Source organism: Streptomyces sp. NPDC001515 (assembly GCF_053597115.1).
This window is the reverse complement of sequence record NZ_JBSFHN010000043.1, coordinates 41,636-62,825: the sequence shown is the minus strand read 5'-3', so window position 1 is coordinate 62,825 and position 21,190 is coordinate 41,636. Positions and strand designations below refer to the sequence as shown.

Annotated in this window: 18 protein-coding genes and 2 pseudogenes; 15 read left to right on the top strand and 5 right to left on the bottom strand. The window is 71.8% G+C overall.

Annotation, left to right across the window (positions count from 1 at the left end; genetic code table 11):
- Positions 1-91: 91 nt before the first annotated feature.
- Positions 92-514, bottom strand: a complete 423-nt coding sequence (locus ACWCXC_RS33135) for a MarR family winged helix-turn-helix transcriptional regulator (RefSeq protein ID WP_450685427.1) — start codon at positions 512-514, stop codon at positions 92-94.
- Positions 515-739: 225 nt separating this feature from the next.
- Between ACWCXC_RS33135 and eno the strand changes: the two genes are divergently transcribed.
- Complete coding sequence (eno, locus tag ACWCXC_RS33130) at positions 740-2,041, top strand: phosphopyruvate hydratase (protein ID WP_450891421.1); 1,302 nt, start codon at positions 740-742, stop codon at positions 2,039-2,041.
- Between the two features lie 9 nt (positions 2,042-2,050).
- Here eno and ACWCXC_RS33125 read toward each other — a convergent pair whose 3' ends face one another.
- Together ACWCXC_RS33125 and ACWCXC_RS33120 are read right to left on the bottom strand one after the other, a co-directional pair.
- Positions 2,051-4,978: an FAD-binding and (Fe-S)-binding domain-containing protein gene (locus ACWCXC_RS33125; protein WP_450891418.1), complete on the bottom strand. Its 2,928-nt coding sequence runs from the start codon at positions 4,976-4,978 to the stop codon at positions 2,051-2,053.
- 50 nt (positions 4,979-5,028) lie between these two features.
- A complete protein-coding gene (locus ACWCXC_RS33120; RefSeq protein ID WP_450685429.1) occupies positions 5,029-5,472 on the bottom strand; it encodes a MarR family winged helix-turn-helix transcriptional regulator in 444 nt (147 codons plus the stop codon).
- 115 nt (positions 5,473-5,587) lie between these two features.
- Here ACWCXC_RS33120 and ACWCXC_RS33115 point away from each other — a divergent pair, with 115 nt between their 5' ends.
- The 3 genes from ACWCXC_RS33115 to mltG all read left to right on the top strand — a co-directional run bounded on the left by ACWCXC_RS33115 (position 5,588) and on the right by mltG (position 9,305).
- Positions 5,588-7,393 carry an ABC transporter ATP-binding protein gene (locus tag ACWCXC_RS33115; protein WP_450685430.1) on the top strand — a complete coding sequence of 602 codons (1,806 nt, stop codon included), beginning with the start codon at positions 5,588-5,590 and terminating at the stop codon, positions 7,391-7,393.
- A gap of 76 nt (positions 7,394-7,469) precedes the next feature.
- The gene (locus tag ACWCXC_RS33110; RefSeq protein ID WP_450685431.1) at positions 7,470-8,078 is read left to right on the top strand and encodes a hypothetical protein; all 609 of its coding nucleotides are present in this window, start codon (positions 7,470-7,472) and stop codon (positions 8,076-8,078) included.
- 375 nt (positions 8,079-8,453) lie between these two features.
- Entirely contained in the window at positions 8,454-9,305 is an 852-nt protein-coding gene (gene mltG, locus ACWCXC_RS33105) for an endolytic transglycosylase MltG (protein ID WP_450891417.1), read from the top strand.
- A gap of 219 nt (positions 9,306-9,524) precedes the next feature.
- Here the strand turns inward: mltG and ACWCXC_RS33100 are convergent, their stop codons facing one another.
- Positions 9,525-10,604: an NAD(P)-binding domain-containing protein gene (locus ACWCXC_RS33100; RefSeq protein WP_450891416.1), complete on the bottom strand. Its 1,080-nt coding sequence runs from the start codon at positions 10,602-10,604 to the stop codon at positions 9,525-9,527.
- Between the two features lie 70 nt (positions 10,605-10,674).
- Here ACWCXC_RS33100 and ACWCXC_RS33095 point away from each other — a divergent pair, with 70 nt between their 5' ends.
- The 5 genes and pseudogenes from ACWCXC_RS33095 to ACWCXC_RS33075 all read left to right on the top strand — a co-directional run bounded on the left by ACWCXC_RS33095 (position 10,675) and on the right by ACWCXC_RS33075 (position 14,168).
- Entirely contained in the window at positions 10,675-11,097 is a 423-nt protein-coding gene (locus tag ACWCXC_RS33095) for a YjbQ family protein (protein WP_450891415.1), read from the top strand.
- Between the two features lie 197 nt (positions 11,098-11,294).
- Positions 11,295-11,728: pseudogene (locus tag ACWCXC_RS33090) on the top strand (transposase family protein); the annotation flags it as partial.
- A gap of 362 nt (positions 11,729-12,090) precedes the next feature.
- Positions 12,091-12,267 (top strand): annotated as a pseudogene (locus tag ACWCXC_RS33085) (IS5/IS1182 family transposase); the annotation flags it as partial.
- A gap of 277 nt (positions 12,268-12,544) precedes the next feature.
- Positions 12,545-12,961: an FKBP-type peptidyl-prolyl cis-trans isomerase gene (locus ACWCXC_RS33080; RefSeq protein WP_450891414.1), complete on the top strand. Its 417-nt coding sequence runs from the start codon at positions 12,545-12,547 to the stop codon at positions 12,959-12,961.
- A gap of 337 nt (positions 12,962-13,298) precedes the next feature.
- Entirely contained in the window at positions 13,299-14,168 is an 870-nt protein-coding gene (locus ACWCXC_RS33075) for an endonuclease/exonuclease/phosphatase family protein (RefSeq protein WP_450891413.1), read from the top strand.
- Here the strand turns inward: ACWCXC_RS33075 and ACWCXC_RS33070 are convergent.
- Positions 14,152-14,808: a TetR/AcrR family transcriptional regulator gene (locus ACWCXC_RS33070; protein WP_450684767.1), complete on the bottom strand. Its 657-nt coding sequence runs from the start codon at positions 14,806-14,808 to the stop codon at positions 14,152-14,154. The two genes, ACWCXC_RS33075 and ACWCXC_RS33070, sit on opposite strands and share 17 nt — an antisense overlap.
- Positions 14,809-14,985: 177 nt before the next feature.
- Between ACWCXC_RS33070 and ACWCXC_RS33065 the strand changes: the two genes are divergently transcribed.
- From ACWCXC_RS33065 to ACWCXC_RS33040, 6 genes are all read left to right on the top strand, one after another.
- The gene (locus tag ACWCXC_RS33065; RefSeq protein ID WP_450891412.1) at positions 14,986-15,225 is read left to right on the top strand and encodes an FAD-dependent monooxygenase; all 240 of its coding nucleotides are present in this window, start codon (positions 14,986-14,988) and stop codon (positions 15,223-15,225) included.
- Positions 15,222-17,486 (top strand): FAD-dependent monooxygenase, encoded by a 2,265-nt coding sequence (locus tag ACWCXC_RS33060; RefSeq protein ID WP_450891411.1) that lies wholly within the window; start codon positions 15,222-15,224, stop codon positions 17,484-17,486. The genes ACWCXC_RS33065 and ACWCXC_RS33060 overlap by 4 nt, the downstream gene beginning before the upstream one ends.
- Positions 17,486-18,334 carry an alpha/beta fold hydrolase gene (locus ACWCXC_RS33055; protein ID WP_450891410.1) on the top strand — a complete coding sequence of 283 codons (849 nt, stop codon included), beginning with the start codon at positions 17,486-17,488 and terminating at the stop codon, positions 18,332-18,334. The genes ACWCXC_RS33060 and ACWCXC_RS33055 overlap by 1 nt, the downstream gene beginning before the upstream one ends.
- A 149-nt stretch (positions 18,335-18,483) precedes the next feature.
- Positions 18,484-19,644 carry a cupin domain-containing protein gene (locus ACWCXC_RS33050; protein WP_450891409.1) on the top strand — a complete coding sequence of 387 codons (1,161 nt, stop codon included), beginning with the start codon at positions 18,484-18,486 and terminating at the stop codon, positions 19,642-19,644.
- Positions 19,645-19,646: 2 nt separating this feature from the next.
- A complete protein-coding gene (locus tag ACWCXC_RS33045; RefSeq protein ID WP_450891408.1) occupies positions 19,647-20,474 on the top strand; it encodes a fumarylacetoacetate hydrolase family protein in 828 nt (275 codons plus the stop codon).
- Complete coding sequence (locus tag ACWCXC_RS33040) at positions 20,471-21,190, top strand: maleylpyruvate isomerase family mycothiol-dependent enzyme (protein ID WP_450684774.1); 720 nt, start codon at positions 20,471-20,473, stop codon at positions 21,188-21,190. The genes ACWCXC_RS33045 and ACWCXC_RS33040 overlap by 4 nt, the downstream gene beginning before the upstream one ends.

Below are 21,190 nucleotides of genomic sequence, written 5' to 3'. Positions count from 1 at the left end.
GACCCACGGCCGCGACTCCCTCTTCCCCACGCACCAATCAACGAGCGATCAAGCTGACCGTCACACCATCAGACACTTCTGTTAGCGGCTCTTAGCGCGCGGCCAGCCGCTCCATCAGCGCCGCGCTGCGCGCGAGGATGTCGCGCTCCTCGCCGGTGAGTTCGGTCTCGATGACCTGCGCGAGCCAGCCCGCCCGGCGCCCGCGCTCCGCCTCCAGCGCCGCCCGACCCTCGGGGGACAGCTCCACGAGGGTCTTGCGGCCGTCGGTGGGATGGGCACGGCGGATCACCAGGCCCTGGTCCATCAGCAGTCCGACCGCGCGGGCCATCGACTGGGGCCGTACGCGCTGGTCGGCGGCGAGTTCGCTGGTCGTCATGGCCCCGTCGCGGTCCAGGGTGCCGAGCACCGAGACCTGTCCGTGCGGGATCCGATCCTCGTGCTTCACGCGCCGCGTGAGCTTCCCCATCGCGGTGCGCAGTTCGGCGGCGACGGTGGCGGGTTCCGGGGTGGGCATGCGCCACTTTAACCGCTGATCAGCGGCGTGACCGCACGCTCCCGTCGCCATGCGGGCGCTCCTCCACCCCCTCCCGGGCCGGACACGAGCGAAACCATGCAGCAGAACTGAACAGTTCAACTGAACAGCAGGACTGAACAGCATTGCTGTAGAGTTTCGGTTGTCGCGACACGCGCCGGCGTCGTCGCAGCAGGGTCGCGACATGTACCCACGCGAAGGAACTCCCTGGTGTCCACAGCAGCCGAGCCCACCGTCATCCGTTCCGTCACCGCCCGCACCGTCCTCGACAGCCGCGGCAACCCCACCGTCGAGGCCGAGGTCCGCCTCACCGACGGCTCCCTGGGGCGCGCGGCCGTGCCCTCCGGCGCCTCGACCGGCGCCCGGGAAGCCGTCGAACTGCGCGACGGCGACGCCGCGCGCTGGCACGGCAAGGGCGTCGACGCCGCCGTCGCCCACGTCAGGGGCGAGATCGCGGCAGCCGTCATCGGTCACGACGCCGACGACCAGGCCGGCCTCGACGCCGCACTCGTCGCGCTCGATGGAACGGCCGACAAGTCCCGCCTCGGCGCCAACGCCCTGCTCGGCGTCTCCCTAGCCACCGCGAAGGCCGCCGCGGCCGCCCACGGTCTGCCGCTCTACCGCTACCTCGGCGGCGCCGGGGCCCGGCTGCTCCCGCTTCCGATGATGAACATCGTCAACGGCGGCGCCCACGCCGACAATCCGCTCGACTTCCAGGAGTTCATGATCGCCCCGGTGGGCGCGGACACCTTCGCCGAGGCCGTCCGCATGGGCTCCGAGATCTTCCACACCCTCCGCCGCGACCTGCTGGCCGCCGGACACTCCACGGGCGTCGGCGACGAGGGCGGCTTCGCGCCCGCGCTGCGCACCGCCGAGGAGGCGCTCGACTTCGTCGTCGCCGCCGTCGAGCGCGCCGGATACCGGCCCGGCACCGACATCGGCCTGGTGATGGACCCGGCCTCCTCGGAGTTCTTCCGCGACGGCGCGTACGTCTACCGGGGAGAAGGCGTGACCCGCACGCCCTCCGAGAACGCCGACTACCTCGCCCGGCTGATCGACGCCTACCCGGTCGTCTCCATCGAAGACCCCATGGCCGAGGACGACCTGGACGGCTGGCGGGAGCTGACCGCCCGCGTCGGCGACCGCTGCCAGCTCACCGGCGACGACGTCTTCTGCACCAACGAGGGCCTGCTGCGCGAGGGCATTCGCACCGGCGTCGGCAACTCCGTCCTCGTCAAGGTCAACCAGATCGGCACACTCACCGAAGCCCTCGACACCGTCGACACCGCCCGGCGCGCGGGCTGTACCGCCGTCATGTCGCACCGCTCCGGAGAGACCGAGGACACCACCATCGCGGACCTGGCCGTCGCGACCGGCTGCGGCCAGATCAAGACCGGCTCCCTCTCCCGCTCCGACCGGACCGCCAAGTACAACCAGCTCATCAGGATCGAGGAGGAGCTGGGCGCCTCGGCGCGGTACGCGGGCGGGGCGGTGCTGCGCCGCGCCTGACCCGGCCGGCTACCGGGGGCGGGTCGCCCGTTCCAGCTCCATCAGGGCGGAGTGGTACGAGCGTCCCGTCGCCCGGTCCATGCCGATCTCGCACATGCGGTTGGCCGACAGATGGGCGTCGTACTCCCGGGCGGTGACCTCGGCGGCCTCCTTCTTCGTCGCCGACGCCGTCAACTCCTTGTGCAGCATGCCCCGGTCGCCCGCGAACCCGCAGCAGGCCGCGTCGTCCGGCATCATCACCTCGTCGGCACAGGCCTCTGCGACCGCCCGCAACTGGGCGACGTCGTTCAGGTGCTCCATCGAGCACGTCGGATGCAGCACCGCCGAACCGGTTCTCCGCACCACCGTCAGCTCCGGAAGCAGTTCCTCGGCCGCCCAGACCAAGGAGTCCACCACCGTCAGGGCCCGGTGCAACTCCCGGTTCTCCTCGGTCAGATACGGGACCACCTCGTCCGCGATGCCGAGCGTGCACGAGGAGGCGTCGACGACCAGCGGCAACGTGCCACCCGCCGTCCAGCCCCAGGCCGCCTCCACGATCCGGTTCGCCATCACGGCGTTGCCCGTGTCGTACCCCTTGGAGTGCCAGATGGTCGCGCAGCACGTGCCCGCGACGTCGTCCGGGATCCAGACGGGCTTTCCGGCCCGCGCCGACACCAGGACCACGGCCTCCTGCAGGGACGGTCCGGAATGGCCCTCGGGGCTGCCGAAGATACGGTTCACACAGGCCGGGTAGTACACCGCGTGCGCCCCCACCCGGGAGGTGCGCGGCGGTTTGCGGGCGGCGGCGCCGGGAATCTCCGGCAGCCACTCCGGTACGAGATCGGGGCGCACGGCCCGGCGGGCCAGTCCGGTCACTCCTTCGAGCAGCCGGTCGTCGATCCGGGAGGCGGCGGCGACCGCCAGCCGGGCCGCCGCCTCGACCATACGGAACCGCTTCGCGGTCAGCGCGGCGATTCGCTCCTCGCGCGGGGAGTGCCTCCGGTGCCGGAAGGTCTTCATCATGGCGCCCGTGTCGATGCCGACCGGGCAGGCGAGCTTGCACGTGGAGTCGCCCGCGCAGGTGTCGACCGCGTCGTAGCCGTAGGACTCCAGGAGGTTCTGCTCGGCGGGGGAGCCGTCCGGCTGCCGCATCATCTCCCGGCGCAGCACGATGCGCTGACGCGGAGAGGTCGTCAGATCGTGGCTGGGACAGGTCGGTTCACAGAAACCGCACTCGATGCAGGGGTCGGCGACCGCCTCGACGCGGGGGATCGTCTTCAGGCCGCGCAGATGGGCGCGCGGATCGCGGTCCAGGACGATGCGGGGCGCGAGCACCCCGTCGGGGTCGATGACCCGCTTGGTGCGCCACATCAGCTCGGTGGCGCGGGGGCCCCACTCCAGCTCCAGGAACGGCGCGATGTTGCGGCCGGTGGCGTGCTCCGCCTTGAGGGAGCCGTCGAAACGCTCCACGGTGAGGCGGCAGAAGTCGGCCATGAACGCGGCGTAGCGGTCGACGTCGGACTCCTTCGCCGCGTCGAAGGCCAGCAGGAAGTGGAGATTGCCGTGGGCCGCGTGACCCGCGACCGCCGCGTCGAAGCCGTGCTCGGCCTGGAGCTCCAGCAGGGCCTCGCAGGCGTCGGCCAGCCGGGACGGCGGGACCGCGAAGTCCTCCGTGATGAGCGTCGTCCCGGACGGCCGGGAGCCGCCGACCGCCGTGACGAAGGCCTTGCGGGCCTTCCAGTACCCCGAGACCGTGGCCGCGTCCCGGGTGAACTCGTTGGTCACCGAGGCGACCGGCCGGACCAGCTCCAGACCGCGCACGACCTCGGCGGCCGCCGCCTCGTAGGCATCCCGGGCGGCCGCGTCCGGGGCGCGGAACTCCACCAGCAGGGCCGTCGTCTCCTTCGGCAGCTCCGCCCAGTCGGCAGGCACCCCCTTGACGCTCACCGAGGCACGCAGGGTGTTCCCGTCCATCAGCTCCACCGCGATGGCGCCCGCCCCGTTGAACAGCGGGACCGCCGCGGCGGCCGCGGGCAGCGTGGGGAAGAACAGGAGGGCCGTCGAGACGTGGCGGTCCAGCGGCAGCGTGTCGAAGACGACCTCGGAGATGAACCCGAAGGTGCCCTCCGAGCCGACCATGAGACCGCGCAGGATCTGCACCGGGGTCGCCCCGTCGAGGAAGGCGTCCAGCCGGTAGCCGTTGGTGTTCTTGATCTCGTACTTGGCGCGGATCCGGGCGGTCAGCTCGGCGTCCGCCTCGATCTCCGCCTTCAGGGCCAGCAGCTCCTCGCAGAGCCGGGGCTCGGCCGCCGCCAGGTCCGCGTCGGCCGTGGGGGACGCGGTGTCCACCACCGTGCCGCCGGGCAGCACGAAGGTGAGCGAGGCGACGGTCCGGTACGAATTGCGCGTGGTGCCCGCGGTCATGCCGGAGGCGTTGTTCGCCACCACTCCGCCGATGGTGCACGCGATGGCGCTCGCCGGGTCGGGGCCGAGCAGCCGGCCGTGGCGGGCGAGGGTGGCGTTGGCCCGCATGACCGTCGTCCCCGGGCGGATCCGGGCGCGGGCGCCGTCGTCCAGGACCTCGATGCCGGCCCAATGGTGCCGCACGTCGACCAGGATGTCCTCGCCCTGGGACTGCCCGTTGAGGCTGGTGCCCGCCGCACGGAAGACCACGTGGCGGCCCCGGTCGCGGGCGTACGCCAGGATCGCGGAGACGTCGTCGACGGACTCGGGCACCACCACGACCTGGGGCACGAACCGGTACGGGGAGGCGTCGGAGGCGTAGCGCACGAGGTCGGACAGCTTCCACAGCACCTTGTCCGCGCCCAGCAGCGCCATCAGGTCACCGCGCAGCGGCTCCGGCGTTCCCACCGCGCGGTCGTCGGGCACCCGGTCGTGGGACGGGGCCCGTGCCGTGTCCGGGCGCAGGGCTTCGGGCTTCGGCTCCAGCAGCGGCATGTGTCCAGATCCCCTCGGCGGCTCGGCGCGGCGCGGTGCCGCGCGCCCGGTCAGCAGCGACGCTCCGGCATCCCGTTCACCAGAGCGGTCAGCAGACCGCCGAGCACCTCGCGCTGGTCGGCGGTCAATGGAGCCAGGATCTCCTCTGCGGCGGCCCGGCGCGCGTTGCGCAGCGAGCGGAGTGTGGCCGCGCCCTCGTCCGTGAGCTCGATCCGGACCGCCCGGCGGCTGTCCGGATCGGGGGCGCGGCGCACCCGGCCGCTCGCCTCCAGGCCGTCGACCAGCGTGGTCACGGCGCGCGGGACGACATCGAGGCGCTGGGCGAGATCCGCCATCCGGGGGGTGCCGTCGTAGTGCGCGAGGGTCCGCAGCAGGCGGGCCTGCGCGGGGGTGATGCCGATCGGCTCCAGCTGGCGGCTCTGGATGCGCTGGAGCCTGCGGGTCAGCCGCAGCAGCTGTTCGGCGAGCACGCCGTCGGGGTCGGGGGATTCCATGCCGGGAACAATATCAGGACCTTGTTCATTGTGAGTATAGGTAACAATGAGCTATGCTCCAATCCGCTCGGCCTTTCTCATGTACACCGTCGCCGCACCCCCGATGAAGGAGCCCATGAAGCCCGACGAACCCACGTGGACACCCCCGCCCAAGGACGCCGCCCAGCCGCCCGCCGAGGTGCGCCGCATCCTCCGTCTCTTCCGTCCCTACCGCGGCCGGCTCGCGCTGGTCGGCCTCCTGGTCGGCGCCGCGTCGCTGGTCTCGGTCGCCTCCCCGTTCCTGCTGCGCGAGATCCTCGACACCGCCATCCCGCAGGGGCGCACCGGCCTGCTCTCGCTGCTCGCCCTCGGGATGATCCTCACGGCGGTGATGAACAGCGTCTTCGGCGTGCTCCAGACACTCATCTCGACCACCGTCGGCCAGCGCGTCATGCACGACCTGCGCACCGCCGTCTACACCCGGCTCCAGCAGATGCCGCTCGCCTTCTTCACCAGGACCCGCACGGGTGAGGTCCAGTCCCGCATAGCCAACGACATCGGCGGCATGCAGGCCACCGTCACCTCGACCGCGACCTCGCTGGTCTCCAACCTCACCGCCGTCGTCGCCACGGTCGTCGCCATGCTGGCACTCGACTGGCGTCTGACGATCGTCTCCCTGCTCCTGCTGCCGGTCTTCGTCTGGATCAGCCGCCGGGTGGGCCGCGAGCGCAAGAAGATCACCACTCAGCGCCAGAAGCAGATGGCCGCGATGGCCGCCACCGTCACCGAGTCGCTCTCCGTCAGCGGCATTCTGCTGGGCCGCACCATGGGCCGCACGGACTCGCTGGCCCGGAGCTTCGCCGAGGAGTCCGAGCGCCTGGTCGACCTCGAAGTGCGCTCCAGCATGGCCGGACGCTGGCGGATGTCGACGATCGGCATCGTCATGGCCGCCATGCCGGCCGTCATCTACTGGGCGGCGGGCATCGCCCTCCAGTCCGGCGGCCCGGACGTCTCCATCGGCACCCTCGTCGCCTTCGTCTCGCTCCAGCAGGGCCTGTTCCGCCCCGCCGTGAGCCTGCTCTCCACCGGTGTGCAGATGCAGACCTCCCTCGCCCTGTTCCAGCGGATCTTCGAATACCTCGACCTGAAGCCCGACATCACCGAGGCCGACGCGCCGGTCCACCTGGACACGGTCCGCGGCGAGGTCCGCTTCGAGAACGTCGACTTCGCCTACGACCGGACCGGCGCGCAGACCCTCAGCTCCATCGACCTGACCGTGCCCGCCGGGGGGAGCCTCGCCGTCGTCGGCCCCACCGGTTCCGGCAAGTCCACCCTCAGCTATCTCGTGCCGCGCCTGTACGACGTCACCGGCGGACGTGTCACGATCGACGGCGTCGACGTCCGCGACCTGGACTTCGACACGCTCGCCCGCGCCGTGGGAGTGGTCTCCCAGGAGACCTACCTCTTCCACGCCTCCGTCGCGGAGAACCTGCGCTTCGCCAAGCCCGGGGCGACCGACGCCGAGATCGAGGCGGCCGCCCGCGCCGCACAGATCCACGACCACATCGCCTCCCTGCCCGACGGCTACGACACCCTCGTCGGCGAACGCGGCTACCGCTTCTCCGGCGGCGAGAAACAACGCCTCGCCATCGCCCGTACGATCCTGCGCGATCCACCGATCCTGATCCTCGACGAGGCCACCAGCGCCCTGGACACCCGTACCGAAGGCGCGGTTCAGGAGGCGATCGACGCGCTCTCCGCCGGCCGCACCACCCTCACCATCGCCCACCGGCTCTCCACCGTGCGCGACGCCGACGAGATCGTCGTCCTGGACGGCGGACGCACCGCGGAGCGCGGCACCCACGAGGAACTGATCCGGCAGGACGGACGGTACGCGGACCTGGTGCGCAGGGACACCCGGCTGGCGCCCGTGGCGGGCTGAGCCCCGAGACGTGGCGGGCCCGGGCGCGCCCGCCCGGCGTATCGCACCGGAGTGCGATACGGCATGATCCCCGCGCATGAGAGCTCTCCTCGGGGTCGAACTCCCCGGATATCGGCCCGTCGCGGACGACGCCTGGGCGAACGAGGACAACGACGTGCTGTCGCTGCACTTCTTCGGTCTTCCCCCGGATCTGCCGGCCGCACTCGACGACGGTCCCGCCCTGCGCAGCGCGCTCACCCACCACACCGCGCGGGCGGGCGGCGGCCTCATCGAGGCGTCCGTGAAGACGCTCGGGGGACTTCCGGCGCTGCGCCAGATACTCAAGCTCCCGCTGCCGGACCGGCCGAGCGGCCTGGCGTTCATCGGCAGCTTCACCGTGCCGCGCGCCGCGTGCAGCACGGTGGTCAAGATCCAGGCGCGGGAAGAGGGCATGACGGGCATGCGTGAGGCGGTGGTCATGGCCCGGCTCGGACCGCAGGACTACTTCCGGCCCCATCCCTACGCTCCGGACGCCCAGGGCGGGCTGCCGTTCCACGAAGCGGACCACGCGCGGTGGGACGCGGAGTTTCCCGGCCATCCGCTGACCCGGGTCCGGCGCACCCTCGACGCCCTGGTCCAGGCCGTCACGGTGGCACCGGAGTTCGCGGCGCAGCCCCCGTTCGCCGGCCCCGCACCACGCGGCTGAGCACCTGCGCCCGGCGCACGCGACGGCGCCGCCGCTCCCGTGGGACGGGGAGCGACGGCGCCGGGTGGAGCAAGGGTCAGATGAGCCAACCCACGAAGTGGACGACACCGGCCAGCAGGTTGGTGATCAGGTTCATCGGGTGTTTCTCCTTGTACATGGTCAATCTCTGGGACAGCGCGATCGCGGTCTGCAGCCCGTCGCTTGCGCTCGGTAATCATCAACCGGCGCACAGCAGTTGAGCAACGAATGGCGATACGATCACGCGTTCCAGCGAACATCCGATCCCCTGTTCGTGTGTTCCCCGAGGTGCCGCCGGCGGGTGACGCGGCCGTCTGGCTCCCCGTTCCGCGGACCGGCGCCGGATACCGTGCCCGCATGGTGAACGAGTCCCCGGAGGGCCGTCCCTCCCGCCGCAGGATCCGCCCGACCAGACGGGGCCGGCTGGTGCTGTTGCTCGGCGCCGTCCTGGTCCTCGCCCTCGGCGCCGCCGTCCTCGTGCCCCTGCTGACCCGGGAGGAACCGACGACCGAACAGGCCCGCACCCTGGTGATCCCCGAGGGCCGACGGGCCTTCCAGGTGTACGCCGCCGTCGACAAGGCCCTGCGCGAACCCGCCGGCACCGCGGAGAAGGCCGTGCCGGCGGCGGATCTACCCCTGCCGGCCGAGGCGAAGGGCAACCCCGAGGGCTACCTCTTCCCCGCGACGTACCCGGTCACCTCCGGCACGACCCCCGCCGGTCTCCTGCGGTACATGACCGACACCGCGCTGAAGCGCTTCGGCGCGGACCACATCACCGCCGGCGCCCAGCGAAACGACGTCTCCGTCTACCAGACGGTCACCATCGCCTCCCTCGTCCAGGCCGAGGCCGACACCGTCTCCGACATGGGCAAGGTGTCCCGCGTCGTCCACAACCGGCTCGACCGGGGCATGCCGCTCCAGATGGACTCCACCCTCAACTACGCCCTGAACCGCAGCACGCTGGACACCACCACTGGGGACACGAGGATCGACAGCCCGTACAACAGCTACACGCGCAAGGGCCTCCCGCCCACGCCCATCGGCAACCCGGGGGAGCAGGCGATGGTGGCGGCGATCAACCCGACCCCCGGCCCCTGGCTGTACTTCGTCACGGTCGCCCCCGGCGACACCCGGTTCACCGCGGACTACGCCGAACACCAGCGCAACGTCGCGGAGTTCAACCGCAACCGGAGGGAGCCGACCGGCTGACCCCGCGCACCGGAGGGAGTCGGTCGGCTGACCCCCGCCCACCGGAGAGAGCCGGCCAGCGACCCCCGCCACCGGAGAGGGCCGGTCGGCTGACCCCCGCCCACCGGAGAGAGCCGGGCGCCTGCCTGCCTCCGCCGACCGGAGGGCGTCGGGTGCCGCCCGGCCTCCGCCGGCCGGAGGGGGCGCCGGCCGGCCCCCGCAGGCCCCCGCGCCGGCGGGTCACGCGGCCGGGACCGGAGCCGTCGCCTCCCGCGCGAGCAGCCGGGTGATGTCGCGCACGGCCGCCCGCCCGGCGCGGTTGGCGCCGATGGTGCTGGCGGAGGGCCCGTACCCGACCAGGTGCACCCGTTCGTCGCGTACGGCCCGCGTGCCCTCGACACGGATGCCGCCGCCGGGCTCACGCAGCCGTAGCGGTGCGAGATGGTCGACCGCGGCGCGGAAGCCGGTCGCCCAGAGGATGACGTCGGCCTCGACGCTCCGGCCGTCGTCCCAGGCCACACCCGTCGGCGTGATGCGGTCGAACATCGGCAGCCGGTCCAGGACGCCGGAGGCGCGGGCGCGCCGGACGGCGTCGTTCAGGGGCAGCCCGGTGACGCTCACGACGCTCTGCGGGGGCAGCCCGCGCCGAACGCGTTCCTCGACCATGGCCACGGCCGCCCGCCCCTCCTCGGCCCCGAACGGCCCCTCCCGGAAGACCGGGGGCCGGCGCGTCACCCAGAAGGTGTCCGCCGCCACCTCGGCGATCTCCATCAGATGCTGCGTCCCGGAGGCCCCGCCGCCCACGACCACCACCCGCTGCCCGGCGAACGCCTCGGGACCGGGGTAGTCGGCCGTGTGCAGCTGGTGTCCTCGGAAGGTCTCCTGCCCCGGATAGCGCGGCCAGAACGGCCGGTCCCAGGTCCCGGTGGCGTTGATCAGCGCCCGCGCGGCATACGGTCCCTCGGACGTCTCGACGAGCAGCCGCCCGCCCTCCCCCTCGCGTACGGCGGCCACCTCGACGGGCCGGTGCACGCGCAGCCCGAAGGTGCGCTCGTAGCGCTCGAAGTACTCCCCGATCACCTCGGACGACGGCCTGGTGTCGTCGGCCCCCGTCAGCTCCATCCCGGGCAGCGCGTGCATGCCGTGCACCTTGCCGTACGTCAACGACGGCCACCGGAACTGCCAGGCGCCACCGGGGCGCGGCGCGTGATCCAGCACCACGAAGTCGCGGTCCGGCTCCAGGCCGACGCGCCGCAGGTGGAACGCGCCCGACAGCCCCGCCTGCCCGGCGCCGATCACCACGACATCCCTCGCGCGCACACCCATATCGTTCACGTTTCTACCAACCGTGCGGGAGGCCCCGATCTTCCCGGGGCAGCACAATGGCCCCATGCCTTCCGCGTTCAGCACCAGCGTCCTGCACCTGACCACCGGCACGACCGAGACCGTCACCGACCTGACGGCCGACTGCGAACAGTTCCTGGCCCGCACGGCGGCCGGCCGCGACGGCCTCCTCAACGTCTTCGTCCCCCACGCCACCGTGGGCATCGCCGTCCTGGAGACCGGTGCGGGCAGCGACGCCGACCTCCTCTCCGCCCTGCACACTCTCCTCCCGGCCGACAACCGCTGGCAGCACCGCCACGGCACCCCCGGCCACGGCCGCGACCACGTCCTCCCGGCCCTCGTCCCACCGCACGCCACACTTCCGGTGATCGGGGGACGGCTGGAGCTGGGGACGTGGCAGTCGGTGTGCCTGGTCGACACGAATGTCGACAACCCCACCCGTGAGGTGCGGCTGAGCTTCCTCGGCTGATCAAGATCATTCAGCTGGGTGTGCCGCCGATCCTCCGTACCATGCGCGCTCGAACGGAGAGAAGAAATGCGCGGTACGGACCTCAATGCGATCGAACGACCCTAAAGGGTGTTGCAGAAGGCTCAGGTCCGGGCATTTTTCCTGTATGGGCGGGCTGAGCCCGTGTGGGTTGAGACGTTCACGGGCTTGCGGATCGACCGGTTCGCGACCGCAGCGTCGCCGCCTCCTCCCGCAACTACCGGTTCGCGGCGAACGTGCAGGTCATCATCGATGCGGACAGCCGCCTGGTCATCGCTTCGGGCCGGCCGGCGCCGGGGAACAAGCCCGACGCCCACGTCTGGCGGGCCTCGGACCTGCCCGTCGTCGCGGCCGGGACAACGGTCCTCGCGGACGGCGCCTACCTCGGCACGGGCCTGGTCGTCCCGCACCGCAAGAGAGCCGGGCGCCCACTCCTGCGCGGCCAGGAGGAGGACAACGCCGAACACCGACGCGTCCGTGCCCGCGCGTCGAGCGCACCTTCGCCCGCATGAAGAACTGGAAGATCCTCCGCGACTGCCGCCAGAAGGGAGACGGCCTCCACCACGCCGTCCAAGCCGTCGCCACCATGCACAACCTCGCCATGGCACGGTGAAACAGCAGGCCAGACACCACTTCCGCCTGCCATAGCCGGACCTTCTGCAACACCCTTTAGGGCGTGTGGTGACAGTGCGCCGTCCGCCCGTAGGGCGGGATCGGCGGCGTCTGGCGCGTGCGATCGCAAGGCGGAGGGCCGCCCCGATACTGGATGTATCGGGGTGATCCCGACAACGCGGGAGGGGGTCCCCCGCAGTCGAGCGACGTCGAGACCATGGGGGAGTGAGTACCAGGCGTCGCCGAGCAGGCGGGACTTTCACCACACGCCCTAGGGGGTCCGCCAGTAGGTGCTTGGGAGCAGGGCAGGCACGGTTCACCAGATCATGGAGTTCTCTACGCTTCGTGATCATCGGGGGATCCGTGTCTGCCGTCCCATCATGCATTCGCGACCCGATCCGCGACCAGTTCCTCGCGCTCCTGCCCGTGCGCGAGGACCGGCACCCGCTGGGCTGTCACAACCCTCGGATCAGCGACGCCGTCGTCCTCGACCGGCTGGTACAGGTCCTGGTCTTCGGCTGCGGATACGAACGCGCCGCAACGGCGCTTATACCTCTGCGGTCATTGTGCTCGGCAGCCTCCTCGAAGGCGTGCTTGTACACGCAGCCGAAGTCAGGCCTGCCGCCACGCCACGTTTGGTGGACACGAATGTCGACAACCCCACCCGTGAGGTGCGGCTGAGCTTCCTCGGCTGGGGCCCCGCCGACAGGAATGGTCGGAGAGGCCCCCGGCCCGCCACTACGGCAGGATCGGCTCTGCGGGACCATCCTTACGGCGGACCGCTCCCGGGCTGCTGGTGGCGAGCGAGGAGAGTGTGATGGGTGAACCGGTGAAGCCCGAGGTCCGGGTGGGCGAGGGGGCCGCGCCCGCGGAGCTGGTTGTCCGGGATCTGGTGGTCGGGGACGGGGCGGAGGCGCGGCCCGGCAGGGTGGTGCGGATCCACTACGTCGGGGTCACGTTCGCCTCGGGGCGGGAGTTCGACTCCTCCTGGGAGGGGGGTGAGCCGTTCAAGTTCGCCGTGGGCGGCGGCAAGGCCATCAAGGGCCTGGACCGGGGAGTGCGGGGCATGAGGGCCGGCGGGCGGCGCGAGATCGTCGTGCCCCCGCGTCTCGGGTACGGCAAGCAGTCGCCCTCGGTCCTGATCCCGGCGGGGTCGACCCTGGTGTTCGTCGTGGACCTGCTCACCGTCGTGGGGCCGGGCGTGGCGGCGCCCCGGCCGGACGGTGCGGGCTGAGGCCGCTGCCGGATCGCGGGGGCCCGCGCCGGGGCCGGGCTCCGAGGACGTACACCTCTCTCTTCTCCTCGGCCGATGACGGGCGTTGGCACCCGGTGCGGGACACTGGTGTGCGGCACTGAACCACGTGCCCCAAGGTGGTGGCTGTCCTTCGAGCCACTCGCGTACGCCAAGGAACGGAGGTCTGGCACGTGTCTACGGGTATCCACGCCTCGCCTCGCGGCCTGTTCCGCACGGCGATGCTCATGAACCCGGCCGCCGCGGACCGGGCGCCCGGCCCTGCGGTGGCCCGGGGGCTCCCCTGCGGGTGGGCGTCCCCGACACCGAGGAGGCGAAGGTGACCGGAACCGGCGCGCGGTGGCTGGTGGGTGCGCTGATCGTGGTCGCTGTGCTGATCGCCGGGCCGGGGGCGACGAACGGTGAGCGCGTCGCCGATCCGCTGCCGGCCGACGCGCCCGCGAAGCCGGTGCCGAACCGGGTCATGACGTGGAACATCTGCAACCCCTGCAAGGACGGCGACCCCAACGCCGGACGCGCGGCGGAGATAGCGACGTACGCACCCCAGGTGATCGGTCTTCAGGAGGCGTGCGTGGGGGACGTCGAGAGGATCGTCGAGCGTCTGCGGTACCGGTACGGGCTGACGTACCACGTCACGTACGGGTCGGTGCTGCGGAGTTGGAGCCGTTGCGGGGGAGTGCCGTGGAAGCCGGGGGGTTTCGGGCAGGCGATCCTGTCGGCCGCCCCGATGACCGACACGGAGAACGTGGAGTACGCGGACGGCGGCTCGGAGGACCGGGGGTATCTGGCCGTCACCACGCTCGTGGACGGCCGGCCCGTCCGGGTCTTCAACACGCACTTCGCCCAGCGGCGTCAGGAATCGGTCCGCGCGAAGCAGGCCGCCGCGCTGGCGAAGGCGGTCGGGCGCTACGACCGTACGATCGTGCTCGGTGACTTCAACGCGGTGCCGGAGGCCGGCGAACTCGCTCCGATGTGGCGGCTGTTCGCGGACGCCGACGCGGGGTGCGGGCCCTCGGGGACGGGCGGGTGCACGCCGACGACCGACTGGCGCAGCAAGTTCGACTACATCTTCCTGCGCGGCTTCGCCCCGGTCGGGCAGCGCGTGCACCTGACTCCGTACTCGGACCACGATCTGGTGGCGGCCGAGGTGCGGCGGGCGCGGCCGGGGTCCGTCAGCCGGCCGCGATGAGGGCTGCGCCCAACGCGGCCAGGGAGTCGGCGAGTTCGTCCATCCACGCCGAGATGGGCCGGCCGCCCTCGGACTGGAGTGCGACGAACGCGCCGTCGTAGCCGGCCATGCCGAAGGGGGCGAGGGCCTCCCCGATCCTGGCGGCGGTCTCCTCGCCGGCGCTCCGGAAGGACGAGCTGATCATGTGCGCCATGTAGGCGCGCCCCTCGTCGCGGACCGCGATGACGGTGCGCAGGGCCTCGGGCGCCTCGGCCGCCTCACGGCTCATTACCAGGACCAGCAGGAGACGCAGGAAGTCCTCACCGTCCTCCAGGACGTTGCCGGTCCGGCGCAGATACCAGTGCAGGCGCTCGCTCGGCGTCCCGCCCTCGGGAGGGTTGCGATGGGCGGCGCGCATGGCGTCGAAGAAGCCCTGCGCGCCCTGCTCCATGACGGCGGCGAGCAGTCCGGCCTTGGACTCGAAGTGGTGGTAGAAGGCGCTCTTCGGCAGACCGGTCTCCTTGACCAGCACCGACATGGGTGTTCCCGCGTAGCCGCGCACGGCCATCACGCGGGCCGCCGCGTCGAGGATCTCCTGCCGTGACCGGCGGCCGCGGCGGTTGGTACGTGCTTCCGGCGCGGGCTGCTCGATCTTCTCCACTCGCCGGATTCTATCCGGTCCGACGGGGTGCCCTGGCCGGGTCTCCGCCCCCGATGTGCGGAAAATCCCTGGCCAGAACCCCTTGACGGCTTGCGCGGGGGCGCTGTTACCTTTCGGAATGTACCGACCGCTCGGTCCAAAACCTTCCCGTCTTTGCGTGCGCAACGGAGTCAGCGCATGACCAAGAGATGTGACGCGGATGTCGCGATTGTCGGCTATGGCCCGACTGGTGTGATCGCCGCCCTCACCCTCGCCCGATACGGCGTCTCCGCCGTCGCTTTTGAACGGGACCGGTACATCTACTCCCGGGCGCGTGCCGTCACCGTGAACGACTGGACGATGCGGATCTTCCAGGACCTCGGCATCGACGAGCGGATCGACAAGGTGATCGACCCGCAGCGCGCCCTGCCTGGATGACGTACGACCGCAGGGAGATCATGCGGATCGAGCACCCGCCGTCCACCCTCGGCCGCACCCCGCGCTTCTACAACATCTACCAGCCCACGATGGAGGCCGAGCTGCGCGCGGCCGTCCGGAACGGGTACGACGACCTGGTCACCGTCCACTACGGCTCCGAGGTCACCGGCATCGAGCAGGACGCCGACGGCGTCACGCTCACCTCGGCCGTCGACGGGGAGACCCGCACCACCCGCGCCCGCTACGCGATCGCCGCCGATGGCGGCAGCAGCGCCACGCGCGGCAGGATCGGCTGCACGCTGCTGGGCGACACCGACAACGTCACGTGGGTCGTCGTCGACTGCCACGTCAAGCGGTGGTGGCCCGACCGGGACTTCCTGACCTTCTGGTCCGACAAGGAGCGCCCCGTCGTCGACATCGCCCTGTCCGCGGGCAACCACCGCTGGGAGATCCCGCTCAAACCCGACGAGACGCCCGCGGACTATCCGACGAGCGCCGAGATCTGGCCGCTGCTCAAGGCCCTCGGCGTCTCCGAGGACGACGTCGAGATCCACCAGCACGCCTTCTACCAGCACCACGTCCGGATGGCCGACACCTTCCGGCAGGGACGGGTGTTCCTGGCCGGAGACGCCGCGCACCTGATGCCGCCGTGGGCGGGGGCCGGCATGCAGACCGGCATGCGGGACGCCCACAACCTGGGCTGGAAGCTCGCCCGGGTGCTCAAGGGCGAGCTGCCCGAGAGCTGGCTCGACACCTACGAGGCCGAGCGGCGTCCCAGCGCGGCCTTCTACACCGGCCTCGCGGTCGGCCTCGGCCGGGTCATCAAGCAGGAGGCCACCGAGGAGGAGCAGGCGGCGATGAACGCCGTGCCCGAGGGCACGGTCACCCCGTTCGAGCCGCCGCTCACCGCCCCGCCGGTGCTGGCGGGCGGCTGGATGCGCGGCGAGACCGGTGACGCCGGCGTCATCGGCCGCATGGTCCCGCAGCCGGTGACCGGCGACACCGCCGGCCGCATGGCCCGCCTGGACCACCACCTCGGCGCCCACTTCGTGCTCCTCGGCGACGAGGTCGACCCGGCGGACGTGCTGTCCGCCGAGGAGAAGGCCGGCTGGGACGCGCTCGGCGCCCACTACCGCGCGGTCCGCCCGAAGACCGCCCACACGGAGGGACCGGACGACCTGGTCGACCTGGACGAGGTCCTCCTGCCGTGGATGCGGCGGTACGGCGCCCGGGTCGTCGCGGTCCGGCCCGACCGGTTCGTCGCCGCCGCCGACACCCACGGCCTCGCCGTGCCCGCCTCTGATCCCGTACGAAGAAGGAGCAAGACCATGTCCGGAGTCAAGGAACTCGGATACGTCGTCTACGAGGTGAGCGGCCTCGCCGACTGGGAGCACTTCGGGGTCGGCCTGCTCGGCATGCAGCTCGGTGAGCGCACGGCCGACGGCTTCACCCTGCGCACCGACGAGAAGGCCCACCGCTGGGTCGTCACCGAAGGCCCGGCCGACGATCTGGTGGCCACCGGCTACGAGGTCGAGGGCGCGGACGCGCTCGACGCCCTGGTCGAGAAGGTGCGCGCGGCGGGCGTCGAGGTCACCGAGGGCGACGCGGCCCTCGCCGCCGCCCGGAAGGTCGACCGGATCTTCCTCACCACCGACCCGATGGGCAACCGGATCGAGCTGGTCAACGGCCTGGCCGACGCCGCCACGCCCTTCGCGTCCCCCTCGCTGCTGGGCGGATTCGTCACCGGTGCCGGCGGCGCCGGCCACCAGGTCCTGCTGGCCCACGGCGTCTCCCGGGAGGACTACCTGGGCTTCTACATGGACCTGCTGGGCTTCCGGATCAGCGACATGATCGTCGAGGAGCTGGCCCCGGGCGTCTTCGCGGACCTGATCTTCCTGCACTGCAACGGCCGCCACCACACCGTCGCCTTCGGTGACATGCCGCATCCGAAGAAGACCCACCACTTCATGGTCGAGGTCACCGACATCCGCGACGTCGGCCTGGCCTACGACCGGTGCATGGACGCCAAGCAGCCGTTCGAGATGACGCTCGGCATGCACCCGAACGACCACATGTTCAGCTTCTACGTCTTCACGCCGTCCGGATTCAGCATCGAGTACGGCTGGGGCGGGCTGATCATCGACGACGAGACCTGGGAGGTGAAGACTCTCGACCGGCTGCACAGCTGGGGCCACCGTCCGCCGGGCGTCGTCGCCGGACTCCTCGCCGCCGCACCGAACCCGATGGAGGAGAACCACTGATGGCGCTCGACCCGCAGGACATCGCCCGCACCGTCCGGACCGCCGACTGGACGCTCCGCTGCTACGAGGCCGGGTCCGGGCACCCCCTTATCCTGCTCCACGGCAGCGGCCCCGGCGCCACCGGCTGGAGCAACTTCGCTGGCAACATCGAGGCGCTGGCCGAGCACTTCCACGTGTACGCGGTCGACATGCCCGGCTGGGGCGAGTCGGACGCCGCCACGGTCGACCGCCTCGACCACGTGGACGCCGCGATCCAGTTCATGGACACCCTCGGCATCGATAAGGCCGCGTTCGTCGGCAACTCCATGGGCGGCCAGACCTCGCTCCGTCTGGCGACCGAGCACCCCGAGCGGATCACGCACCTGGTGACGATGGGCCCGCCGGTCGGCATGCGGCTGCCCACCCTCTTCGGCGCCGGCGACGGCCCCTCCGAGGGCCTCAAGGTCCTCATCGAGGCGTACCGCGACGCCAGCCCGGAGAACATGCGTCGGCTCGTCGAGATCATGGTCTACGACAAGGCCCGGTTCGCGACCCCCGAGCTGTGCCGGGCCCGTTCCGACGCCGCGCTCGCCCGCCCCGAGCACCTGCGCAACTACGTCGACGGCCTGCCCCAGGGCGCCCCGCTGCCGATATGGGTCAAGCCGGAGCTGCTGTCCGGCATCACGGTGCCGACCCTGCTGATCCACGGCCGCGACGACCGTGTCGTCTCGTACGAGAACTCGCTGTTCCTGCTGGCGAACATCCCCAACAGCCGTCTGGTCGTCCTCAACCACTGCGGCCACTGGGCCATGATCGAGCACGCCGACGAGTTCAACCGGCTGGTCACCGACTTCGTCGCCCACAACTGAACCACCTGCCGGCCGGGAGGGGGCCCGTACGACACCGCTGTCCCGGCGGTGCCGTACGGGCCCCCGCCCGTTCCACGGCCCCCTTCCGGCGCGGTTCTGCTGTACAGAATCCACGTGTTCTTCAAAGAGAGACGACGCACGCTGTGGCTGTGACTCACTCCTTCCTCGCCCATGACCACGCCCCGGGCTCCCCGGTGCGGCTGCAGGCCGTCACCGCGGAGGGGCAGCCCGAGGTCACCCCGGCCCTGAAAGAGCTGTACCGGGGCTTCGAGAACGAGCTGCTCGTCCCGCTGTGGACCGAGATCGGCGACCTCATGCCCGCCCACCCGCGCTCGCGCGCCGTCCCGCACCTGTGGCGCTGGCAGCGGCTGCGCGAACTGGCCGCGCAGGCTGGCGACATCGTCCCGGTCGGCCGCGGCGGCGAACGCCGCGCGATCGCGCTGGCCAATCCCTCGCTCGGCGGCCGTCCCTTCGCCACCCCCACCCTCTGGGCGGCCATCCAGTACCTGATGCCGGGGGAGGACGCCCCCGAGCACCGCCACACCCAGCACGCCTTCCGCTTCGTCGTCGAGGGCTCGGGCGTCTGGACGGTCGTCGGCGGCGACCCCGTCCCGATGAACCGGGGCGACTTCCTCCCGCAGGCCGGCTGGAACTGGCACGCCCACCACAACGCCACCTCCGAGCCGATGGCCTGGATCGACGGCCTGGACATCCCCTTCCAGTACGTCACCGAGGCGCAGTTCTTCGAGTTCGGCCGCGACGAGATCAGCGACGCCGAGCGGACCACCCCGGAGCGCTCCCGCTCGGAGCGCCTGTGGGGCCATCCGGGCCTGCGCCCGCTGTCGGCCGCACCCGCCACGCCGGGCAGCCCGCTGCTCTCGTACAAGTGGGAGTTCACCGACGCCGCCCTGAACGACCAGCTGCTGCTGGAGAAGGAGGGCTACGGCGGCACCGTCGAGCCCGGCCACGCCGCGGTCCGCTACTCCAACCCGCACGACGGCTCCGACGTGCTGCCCACCCTCCGCGCGGAGTTCCACCGCATCGCCCGGGGCGCCGAGACCGCGCCCGTGCGCGAGACCGGCTCCTCCGTCTACCAGGTCTTCGACGGCTCCGGCGTCGTGACCGTCGGCGAGAAGTCCTGGACGGTCAGCCGCGGCGACCTGTTCGTCGTCCCGTCGTGGGAGCCGTTCTCCGCCCGGTCCGAGGCCGGCGGGACCGACTCGGACTCCGGAGCCCTCGACCTCTTCCGCTTCTCCGACGCGCCCGTCTTCGAGGCGCTCCGGCTCAACCGCACCCAGAAGGACGCCTGACCATGAAGCTCGCCACCCTCCGCACCCCCGACGGCACCCGGGCGGTCCGCCTCGACGGCGACGTCCACGTCGACCTCGGCCACTCCGACCTGGGCGCGCTGTTCGCCGACAGCGACTGGCGGGCCAAGGCCGCCGCCGCGACCGGCCCCACCTACCCGGTCGAGGGCGCGGACTTCGCGCCGGTCGTCTCTAACCCCTCCAAGGTCGTCTGCGTCGGCCACAACTACACCAACCACATCAAGGAGATGGGCCGGGAACTCCCCGACTACCCGACCCTCTTCCCGAAGTTCGCCGAGACCCTCATCGGCGCGAACGACCCCATCGTCCGGCCCGCCGAGACCGACGCCTTCGACTGGGAGGTCGAGCTGGCCGTCGTGATCGGCACGGAGGTCCGCCGCGCCGACGAGCAGCAGGCCGCCGACGCCATCGCCGGATTCACCGTCATGAACGACATCTCGGTCCGCGACTGGCAGTTCCGCACCATCGAGTGGACCCAGGGCAAGATCTGGGAGGCGACCACCCCGGTCGGTCCCTACGTCGTCACCCCCGACGAGGTCGGCGGCGTCCGCCCCGCGCTGGAGGTCAGGACGGTCGTCGACGGCCGGGTCATGCAGCAGGACGACACCGGCACGCTGCTCTTCGACCCGGTCTTCCTCGTGCGGTACATCTCCACCGTCATCACCCTGCGGCCCGGCGACATCATCGCCACCGGCACCCCGGCCGGCGTCGGCAACGCCCGCGACCCCAAGGTCTTCCTCCTCCCCGGCCAGCACGTGACCACGGAGATCACCGGCCTCGGCGCCTGCGCCAACGAGGTCGTCGCGTCGTGACCCGCACCGCCCGCACCTTCGACGACGCCCGCCGCTGGGCCCTGATCGGCGCCGAGCTGACCTCCGACGCCGTCGCCGGTCTCGACGACGCCGGCTACGCCGCGCCGAGCACCCTGCCCGGCTGGAGCCGCGCCCATGTCGCCGCGCACGTCGCCGCCAACGCCGAGGCCCTGTCCAACCTGGTCCACTGGGCCGCCACCGGCGAACCCACCCCGATGTACGCCTCGCCCGAGGAGCGCGCCGCCGGCATCGAACGCGGTCGCGCCCTCCCCGCCGCCCGGCTCACCGCCTGGCTGCGCCGCTCGGCCGACGCGCTGGAGGCGGGGATGGACCGGCTCACCGAGGAGCAGTGGCACCGCGAGGTCGTCACCGCCCAGGGCCGCACGGTCCCCGCCACCGAACTGCCCTGGATGCGCTCGCGCGAAGTGTGCGTCCACGCCGTCGACCTGGCGAACGGCGTCTCCTTCGCGGACCTGCCGGCCGACTTCCTCGCCGCCCTGTGCGACGACGTCGCCGCCAAGCGCGCCGCCGCCCCCGGACCGGCCGTGATCCTGCGGGCACCGGCCACCGGAGACGTCTGGGAGCTGCCCGGCGACGGCGTGCCGGTCCCGGTCACCGGCGCCCCGCAGGACCTCGCGGCCTACCTCACCGGACGCGACACCGGCCTCCGCGCCGAGGACGGCACCCCCGCCCCCGCGCTGGGCGCCTGGCTCTGA

What these genes read in the sequence shown, in the direction of transcription:
- ACWCXC_RS33060 (WP_450891411.1), top strand. Translation starts at nt 15,222, where the DNA reads ATGACGTACGACCGCAGGGAGATCATGCGGATCGAGCACCCGCCGTCC.
- ACWCXC_RS33080 (WP_450891414.1), top strand. Translation starts at nt 12,545, where the DNA reads ATGGGTGAACCGGTGAAGCCCGAGGTCCGGGTGGGCGAGGGGGCCGCG.
- ACWCXC_RS33110 (WP_450685431.1), top strand. Translation starts at nt 7,470, where the DNA reads ATGAGAGCTCTCCTCGGGGTCGAACTCCCCGGATATCGGCCCGTCGCG.
- ACWCXC_RS33125 (WP_450891418.1), bottom strand. Translation starts at nt 4,978, where the DNA reads ATGCCGCTGCTGGAGCCGAAGCCCGAAGCCCTGCGCCCGGACACGGCA.
- ACWCXC_RS33115 (WP_450685430.1), top strand. Translation starts at nt 5,588, where the DNA reads ATGAAGCCCGACGAACCCACGTGGACACCCCCGCCCAAGGACGCCGCC.
- mltG (WP_450891417.1), top strand. Translation starts at nt 8,454, where the DNA reads ATGGTGAACGAGTCCCCGGAGGGCCGTCCCTCCCGCCGCAGGATCCGC.
- ACWCXC_RS33065 (WP_450891412.1), top strand. Translation starts at nt 14,986, where the DNA reads ATGACCAAGAGATGTGACGCGGATGTCGCGATTGTCGGCTATGGCCCG.
- ACWCXC_RS33120 (WP_450685429.1), bottom strand. Translation starts at nt 5,472, where the DNA reads ATGGAATCCCCCGACCCCGACGGCGTGCTCGCCGAACAGCTGCTGCGG.
- ACWCXC_RS33055 (WP_450891410.1), top strand. Translation starts at nt 17,486, where the DNA reads ATGGCGCTCGACCCGCAGGACATCGCCCGCACCGTCCGGACCGCCGAC.
- ACWCXC_RS33045 (WP_450891408.1), top strand. Translation starts at nt 19,647, where the DNA reads ATGAAGCTCGCCACCCTCCGCACCCCCGACGGCACCCGGGCGGTCCGC.
- ACWCXC_RS33135 (WP_450685427.1), bottom strand. Translation starts at nt 514, where the DNA reads ATGCCCACCCCGGAACCCGCCACCGTCGCCGCCGAACTGCGCACCGCG.
- ACWCXC_RS33095 (WP_450891415.1), top strand. Translation starts at nt 10,675, where the DNA reads ATGCCTTCCGCGTTCAGCACCAGCGTCCTGCACCTGACCACCGGCACG.